The sequence below is a fragment of the Streptomyces sp. MnatMP-M17 genome, from assembly GCF_900091995.1.
Taxonomy (GTDB): Bacteria; Actinomycetota; Actinomycetes; order Streptomycetales; family Streptomycetaceae; genus Streptomyces.
The window spans coordinates 1-7,015 of record NZ_FMDK01000316.1; the positions used below are offsets into that span (position 1 = coordinate 1).

At 70.5% G+C, this 7,015-nt stretch carries 8 protein-coding genes; 3 read left to right on the plus strand and 5 right to left on the minus strand.

The window, feature by feature from the left end; genetic code table 11:
- Positions 1-376: cold-shock protein (locus tag GA0115259_RS42595; protein ID WP_093596330.1), on the plus strand; the 376-nt coding region annotated here is incomplete at its 5' end.
- 48 nt (positions 377-424) lie between these two features.
- On the opposite strand, the gene GA0115259_RS14745 is transcribed toward GA0115259_RS42595, so the two are convergent.
- The 4 genes from GA0115259_RS14745 to GA0115259_RS14760 all read right to left on the minus strand — a co-directional run bounded on the left by GA0115259_RS14745 (position 425) and on the right by GA0115259_RS14760 (position 4,228).
- The gene (locus tag GA0115259_RS14745) at positions 425-1,276 is read right to left on the minus strand and encodes a 1,4-dihydroxy-6-naphthoate synthase (protein ID WP_093596331.1); all 852 of its coding nucleotides are present in this window, start codon (positions 1,274-1,276) and stop codon (positions 425-427) included.
- Entirely contained in the window at positions 1,273-2,058 is a 786-nt protein-coding gene (locus GA0115259_RS14750) for a futalosine hydrolase (RefSeq protein WP_107469189.1), read from the minus strand. Before GA0115259_RS14750 ends, GA0115259_RS14745 begins: the two co-directional genes overlap by 4 nt.
- 101 nt (positions 2,059-2,159) lie before the next feature.
- A complete protein-coding gene (locus GA0115259_RS14755; protein WP_093596332.1) occupies positions 2,160-2,639 on the minus strand; it encodes a DUF2771 domain-containing protein in 480 nt (159 codons plus the stop codon).
- 191 nt (positions 2,640-2,830) lie between these two features.
- Positions 2,831-4,228, minus strand: a complete 1,398-nt coding sequence (locus GA0115259_RS14760; protein ID WP_093596333.1) for an MFS transporter — start codon at positions 4,226-4,228, stop codon at positions 2,831-2,833.
- A gap of 548 nt (positions 4,229-4,776) precedes the next feature.
- Here GA0115259_RS14760 and GA0115259_RS14770 point away from each other — a divergent pair.
- Positions 4,777-5,772 (plus strand): DUF3027 domain-containing protein, encoded by a 996-nt coding sequence (locus GA0115259_RS14770; RefSeq protein ID WP_093596334.1) that lies wholly within the window; start codon positions 4,777-4,779, stop codon positions 5,770-5,772.
- 128 nt (positions 5,773-5,900) lie between these two features.
- Here the strand turns inward: GA0115259_RS14770 and GA0115259_RS14775 are convergent, their stop codons facing one another.
- Positions 5,901-6,302, minus strand: coding sequence for a hypothetical protein (locus GA0115259_RS14775; protein ID WP_093596336.1), 402 nt, complete (start codon positions 6,300-6,302; stop codon positions 5,901-5,903).
- Positions 6,303-6,745: 443 nt separating this feature from the next.
- On the opposite strand from GA0115259_RS14775, the gene GA0115259_RS14780 reads away from it, so the two are divergent.
- Positions 6,746-7,015 (plus strand): hypothetical protein (locus GA0115259_RS14780; protein ID WP_141716565.1); only part of this gene is annotated, 270 nt, incomplete at its 3' end.

Below are 7,015 nucleotides of genomic sequence, written 5' to 3' on the forward strand. Positions count from 1 at the left end.
CGGCAAGGTCAAGTGGTTCAACAGCGAGAAGGGCTTCGGCTTTCTCTCCCGTGACGACGGCGGCGACGTCTTCGTGCACTCAACGGTCCTCCCTGCCGGAGTCGACGCGCTCAAGCCGGGCCAGCGCGTGGAGTTCGGCGTGGTCGCAGGCCAGCGCGGTGACCAGGCGCTTTCGGTGACGATCCTCGACCCGACGCCCTCGGTCGCGGCGGCCCAGCGCCGCAAGCCCGACGAACTGGCCTCGATCGTCCAGGATCTGACGACGCTGCTGGAGAACATCACACCGATGCTGGAGCGTGGCCGCTATCCCGACAAGGTCCACGGCGCGCAGATCGCGAGCCTTCTGCGAGCGGTCGCGGACCAGTTGGACGTGTGACGCGGGGAATCGGTCGGATCGGATAAAACGCGATCGGGTAAAACGCGATCAGACGAAACGCAACGCGTCACGGCCGAGGGGCGGTACGAGTCCCTCGGCCGCGGCACGCGTGAGCAGCCCGCGTACGGCCGCATAGCCGTCGACGCCCAGGTCCGCGGTGAACTCGTTGACGTACAGGCCGATATGCTGGTCCGCCACCGCCGGATCCATCTCCTGGGAGTGCTCCAGGACATACGGACGTGAGGCCTCCGGATCGTCCCACGCCATCCGGACCGACCTGCGTACCGACTCCGCCAGCAACTGGAGCACCTCGGTGCCCAGCGAGCGCTTCGCGATGATCGCGCCCAGCGGGATCGGCAGTCCCGTCGTGGACTCCCAGTGCTCGCCCATGTCGGCAAGGCAGTGCAGACCGTAATCCTGATAGGTGAAACGCGCCTCGTGGATGACGAGTCCGGCGTCCACCTTGCCGTCCCGTACCGCCGGCATGATCTCGTTGAACGGCAGGACGACCACCTCGCCCACTCCGCCCGGGACGACATCCGCCGCCCACAGCCGGAAGAGCAGATAGGCCGTGGAGCGCTCGCTCGGTACGGCGATGGTCCTGCCGGTCAGATCGGTGCCCGGCTCCCGGGTCAGTACGAGCGGACCGCAGCCGCGGCCCAGCGCGCCGCCGCACGGCAGCAGTGTGTACTCGTCCAGGACCCAGGGCAGCACAGCGTACGAGACCTTGAGCACGTCCAACTCACCGCGCTCCGCCATGCCGTTGGTGATGTCGATGTCCGCGAAGGTGACATCGATGTCCGGCGCGCCGGTCACCCGGCCATGGGCCCAGGCCTCGAAGACGAAGGTGTCATTGGGGCAGGGCGAGTAGGCGATCCGCAGCGGCTGTACGGCGGTCATGACGGCTCCTCGAAGACTGGGGTGAGCAGCGTGAACGCGTACCGCAGCGCTTCCAGGGCCCGGCCGATCTCCCAGGAGTCGCGGTCGCGCGGTCCCACGGCGTTGGAGATGGCGCGGATCTCGACACATGGTACGGAGTGGACGGCGGCGGCCTCCGCGACGCCGAAGCCCTCCATCGCCTCGGCCGCGGCGAGCGGATGGCGCGCGGTCAGCTCGGCGGCGCGGGCGGCGGTGCCGGTCACGGTGGAGACGGTGAGGACGGGCGCGAGGAGCGCCGTGGTGGCCGGACCGGCCGTCGTACCGGTGGTCCCGCCCGCCGGAGCGGCGTCCAGGAGCTTGGCGATACGGGCGGTCAGTTCCGCCGGAGGCCGGTGGACGCTGCGGCCGAAGCCCAGCTTCTCGACCGGCAGATAGCCGTCGGCGCTCTCGGCGCCGAGGTCGGCCGCGACGATCCTGTCCGCGACGACGAGCGAGCCGACCGGCGCGCGGTGCCGGAAGCCGCCGCCGATACCGGCCGAGATGACGAGATGGTACGGAGGATCGTACGGAGAGGCCGCCAGCGCCGTCGCCGTGGCGACCGCGGCGGCCGTCGGGCCGACTCCGCCGGCCAGGACGTCCACGACCGGTATCTGCACGGAACCGGGCCGGGGCATGTACTGGGCGTGGCCCGTGATCTCGTAGCCACCGGTCAGTTCACGGACACCGCTGCCGGCGAACCGGTCGAGTCCCGCGGCGACGGAGTCCGCCTCCGCCGCCACCGCCGTTACGACAAGCACACGCATGGCGGGAGCCTCCAGGGACAGGTGCGGGGGCGAGGGCGGGACGCGGTGGGATCAGGAGTGCGGTGGGTTCAGGAGCGCCGTGGAGTCAGAACGTTAAAACGTCAGGACGCCTTCTTGAACTCGAACTGCCAGATCCCGATCAGTTCCTTGCCGCTGGCCTCCACGATGCTGACCCGTGTGGCGTTGGTGGGCTCGCCGGTCTGGCTGGAGAAGAACGCGCTGCCGGGGATCGTACGGTACGTCTTCTTGTACGGCTCCTGCTCGGCCTGCTGACCGTCGATGAAGAGCGTCCAGCCGTGCTCGGCGATCGTCGGGTCGACACCGAAGTGGACCTGATCGTCCATGGAGACCTCGACGGTCTTCTCGGGCTTCTTGTTGAGGCAGGGCTGGATCTCGGTCTGCTTGATCGCCTTGCCGTCGTTGTAGCAGGCGGCCTCGGTGTTGACCGAGTTGTCGCCGATCGTCACGGTCGCGAGCGGCGTCGGCTTGTCACAGGCGGCGAGGACGAGGAGTCCGGCGGACACAGCACCGAGGACGACGCCGGCCCTGCGGGCCCTACCAGAGAAGAACGCAACGGTCATGGGGCGAAGGCTATCGGTCGTACCGGCACGGGCCGCCAGGGGGTACGGCGAGCCGCACCTGGTCACGCGGCGTACGGGAGCGGCGGCGCTGGGTCCTGGGGCTGGTGGTGCGGCTGGTGGTGCTCGGGGCTGCCCGGGGCTGCTCGGCGCCCGGGACCTGGGACCTGATGTCTGGTGCCTTGCGCCATCCCTCAGGCCACGCGGGGATGCGGCGTGCCGTGTCTGGCCACCGTCAGCAGTCCGCGCGCCGCGAAGAGCGCTCCGACGCCGATGATGGCGGCGGCGACGGACATGCCCAGCACTCCGTTGAGCGGCAGCGCGATGCCGATCGCGCCGCCCACCACCCAGGACATCTGGAGCAGCGTCTCGGAGCGCGCGAAGGCCGAGGTCCTTACCTGTTCCGGCACGTCCCGCTGGATCACCGCGTCCAGGGACAGCTTCGACAGCGCCTGGCAGAGCCCGGCGACCGCGCACAGCAGAGCCATCAGCGGACCGCCGAAGAACAGCGCCGCGAGAATCGCCGTGCTGAGGGCGATGGCCAGCATCGTGGCGATGATCAGCTCGGGGCCACGGGCCTTGAGCCATGCGCCCAGCGCCGTACCCAGCGCGTTGCCCGCACCGGCCGCGACGCCCACGATGCCGAGGGAGACGGCCGCCGTCTGGCCCGGGAGCGGCTGCTCGCGCAGCAGAAAGGCGAGGAAGAAGATCAGGAAGCCGGAGAGCGCGCGGTGGGACGCGTTCGCCTGGAGACCGTGCAGGACGGAGGGACCGACCGTACGGAGACTGGGCCGTTTCTCGCCGCGCTTGGCCAGCCGGGCCTTGCGTTCGCCCTTCGCCGAGTCGACCTTGTGCGGCAGCGAGAACGCCAGGAACGTTCCGCCGAGAAAGACCAGACAGGCGCCGTAGAGCGGCCACTTGGGACCGATCTGGTGCAGCCCGGCACCGATCGGCGCGGCGACTCCGGTGGCGAGCAGCCCGGCGAGTGTGACGCGGGAATTGGCCCGTACCAGCGAGAAGCGCGGTGGCAGCAGCCGGGGCACGACCGCGCTGCGGATCACTCCGTACGCCTTCGACGCGACCAGCACACCGAGCGCCGCCGGATACAGCTCCAGACTGCCGGTGATGACGGCGGCCGACATGAGGATGGCGAGCGCGGCCCTGGTGAACATGGCGCAGGCCATGGCGGCGCGGCGGCCGTGCGGAAGGTGGTCGAGGAGCGGGCCGATGACCGGCGCGAGGAGGGTGAAGGGCGCCATGGTGATGGCGAGGTAGAGCGCGACGCGGCCCCGGGCCTCGTCGGTCGGTACGGAGAAGAAGACGGTCGAGGCGAGCGCGACGGTGATCATGACATCGCCGGCGCCGTTCACGGCGTGCAGCTCGATCAGCTTGCCGAGCCCGGACTCGCCCGCGCCGTGCGCGTGCGTGGCCTTGCGGATGGTTCTGGCGGTGCCGGTGACGGGCAGGCGCACGGCATGACCGAGGGCCCGCCCGGTCCTGCGGAGCGGGCCGGCTGCGTCGTCGGACGACGTTGCGGCTGCCACCCCGTCATAGTGCCCCAAGGCTCCCTGGTGCGAACCGAACCCGGGCATGACGGGGCCGTGACGGCGCCATGAAGGACGAGCCGGGGCATGACATCGGCGGGTGGGGAGGCGTTCACCGGGTGGTGGCCGGTGCGACGGATTACAGGCCGGTCGCGGGCCGGTCCCAGCCTGCTTCCGGTTCCGGGAGGGTCCCGAGAGTGTCCCGGGAGTGTCCCGGGAGGGCGCCGGAAGGGATCCCAAGCCGGTTCGCGGCGGATTCTTGGCGGATTCCCGGTGGATTCCTGGCGGGTCCCGAACCCGTCACAGGCCGGATCTCACAGGGTCACGGCCTTGTTGCGGTGTTGCCCGAAGTGCGGGAAAGGCGGCGTGCAGGTGGGCGGGGGGCGGCAGAGGGGGTAGCGTGCGTAGCGCGCCACCGGCGGTTGTTCTCGGCCGCGCGCCTCTTCGTCATCCCGCAGAATGGATAACGGTAGGTGTGCCCGAGGAGAGGTCGGGCGCGGACGTCGATGCGGCCCTCTGGTCCGCTCCGCCCGCGGCTCGTACATCGCGAATCGGCCGGCGCACCCGTGATACGGCGTAGGAGAGAAGCGAGACCTGTGAGTGCTGCGACGACGCGAAGCCGTACCCCTGACCGCCTGTGCGTCGAGGCGGTAGACCTCGCCAGGACGGCCGCCGAGGAGGCAGCCGCGCCCGGGGTCGTCGGGGAGCATGTCTCGGCGGTGGCGGACGGGGACCGGGTCGTCACCCACTTCTTCGAGTGCAAGGAGCCCGGATACCGGGGCTGGCGCTGGGCGGTGACGGTCGCGCGGGCCTCCCGCGCCAAGGTCGTCACGCTGGACGAAACGGTGCTGCTGCCGGGCCCCGACGCCCTGCTGGCGCCGGAGTGGGTGCCCTGGAGCGAGCGGCTCAGGCCCGGCGACATGGGTCCTGGCGATCTGCTGCCCACGGAGGCGGAGGATCTGCGGCTGGAGCCCGGCTACTCGGGCGAGGACGTGCCGCCGCCGAATTCGGTGCTGGCTCCGGACGCGGTGACTCCGCAGAACCTCGCGGATCTCGTGGAGGCGGAGGACGCGGAGCCGACGGAGGATCTGACCGATCTGACCGCCGGGGTCGGGGCCGCGGGCGCGGCCGAGGCGGAGGGCCCCGAGGGAGTCTCTCCCGTCCCCGCGCGTGGCTCGATCGCGTCGGTCGCCGAGGAACTGGGCATGCGCCGGGCGCGTGTGCTGTCGCGGTACGGCTTGCATGTGGCGGCCGACCGCTGGGACGAGTCGTTCGGCGCGAAGACTCCCATGGCCCAGGCGGCGCCCGCGCCCTGTGTCTCCTGCGGCTTCCTGCTGCCGCTGGCGGGCTCGCTGCGCCAGGCCTTCGGCGTCTGCGCGAACGAGTTCTCGCCGGCGGACGGCCATGTCGTCTCGCTGGCGTACGGCTGCGGCGGCCACTCGGAGGCGGCCGTCATGCCCAAGCCGCTGCGCCCGGCGCCGCCCGTACTGGACTCGATGGCCGCGGACACCTTCCCGCTCCGGCCGTCCCCGGACAGCGGCTCGGTGCCGGCGGAGCCGGCGGACGAAACGGAAGATCTGGGCCACTCGTAAGCCGACGGCCAGGGCGGGGCGACAGCGGCACGGGCGAATGGCGCGGGCGGGCGAATACCGACTCGCCCTGCCGGAGAGATTCCGGCAGGGCGAATGGTCAAACACCCGTGAACGATGTTCCAGCGAAATCAGCTTCCGTATCCACCACCTCGCAATGCGCGGTAGCCGCCGGGACAGGTGATCGTGACGCGCTTGGCCCCGGCCAGTGGGCCGACGACGTACCGATAACCGTTCGAGCAGTCGACATAGACGTAGTAGCGGTTGCCGGAGCAGGAGACGGCGAACGTGGAACCCGAGAAGTACGGATCCCAGCAGCTCAGCGAAGCCTCCTGCGGCGGCACTTCTCTCTCGTGCCCGGCCGACCCGGCGACCGTCCCGCTCGTCGTCCGCCCGGTGGCGAGATCCGCCGCCGAGTAGCCCGCACCGCCCGGCGCGTCAGCGGCGTACGCCACCGCCACCGGCCCGCCGCCGATACCGAGAGCGAGCACCGCGCCGGCCAGGAGCACGCCCAGAGATCTGAGAATCTTCATTTCATTCCCTTCCCTGCCTCGGTTCGCCCGGCACTTCTGCCGGACGAATCCCCGAGACGAAATCGAGGATCCCGGCGTCGCGATATCGGATCAAGACGGTCGCCATTACGTTCCGTAATCACCGGTGAATTGTCGATCACCGCGATTCGTTGCCGTCCTTAGGAAGAGTCGTTTCATCGCGCGGCCCTGCCCGAATGGAGATTCACCCGAACGGTTGGCGAATTCTCGTCAAGACGGTTCTGTTTACGAATAACAACGACAGGAGCACAACGACAGGAGCGCGACTCGTCCGAGTCGGCCGTGCCGCTCGGCAGCGCGGCTCAGGCGCGTGGCTTGCTCCCGTCGCCGGACGGCGACCCCGCACCCCTGGGTAGGGGTGTACGCGGTACCTTCGGGCCGCACGGGGATGGTGGGGCGTAGTCGGAGCAGAGTGGAGTCACAGCGTGAGCGTCAGGACGACCGAGGGCGCCGACCCGTTCGGGACGGCGCGGCTGCGGCGTGGGGTGCTTGATGCGTGGGGGGCCAGTCCCGCGCGGTTCCGTGAGGACGCCAACGCCGAGGAGGATCTCGCGCTCGGCGGGTACCGCGACCGGCTCGTGGTCGAGCTGGCCCAGAACGCCGCCGACGCCGCCGCGCGCGCCGGAGTGCCCGGACGGTTCCGGCTGACCTTGCGGCCCGGTACCGCCGACAGTCCCGCCGTGCTGGTGGCCGCC

Bases quoted from the DNA above. Each gene is read 5' to 3' on its own strand.
- GA0115259_RS14750 (WP_107469189.1), bottom strand. From the start codon at position 2,058: ATGCGTGTGCTTGTCGTAACGGCGGTGGCGGCGGAGGCGGACTCCGTC.
- GA0115259_RS14760 (WP_093596333.1), bottom strand. From the start codon at position 4,228: ATGCCCGGGTTCGGTTCGCACCAGGGAGCCTTGGGGCACTATGACGGG.
- GA0115259_RS14745 (WP_093596331.1), bottom strand. From the start codon at position 1,276: ATGACCGCCGTACAGCCGCTGCGGATCGCCTACTCGCCCTGCCCCAAT.
- GA0115259_RS14755 (WP_093596332.1), bottom strand. From the start codon at position 2,639: ATGACCGTTGCGTTCTTCTCTGGTAGGGCCCGCAGGGCCGGCGTCGTC.
- GA0115259_RS14775 (WP_093596336.1), bottom strand. From the start codon at position 6,302: ATGAAGATTCTCAGATCTCTGGGCGTGCTCCTGGCCGGCGCGGTGCTC.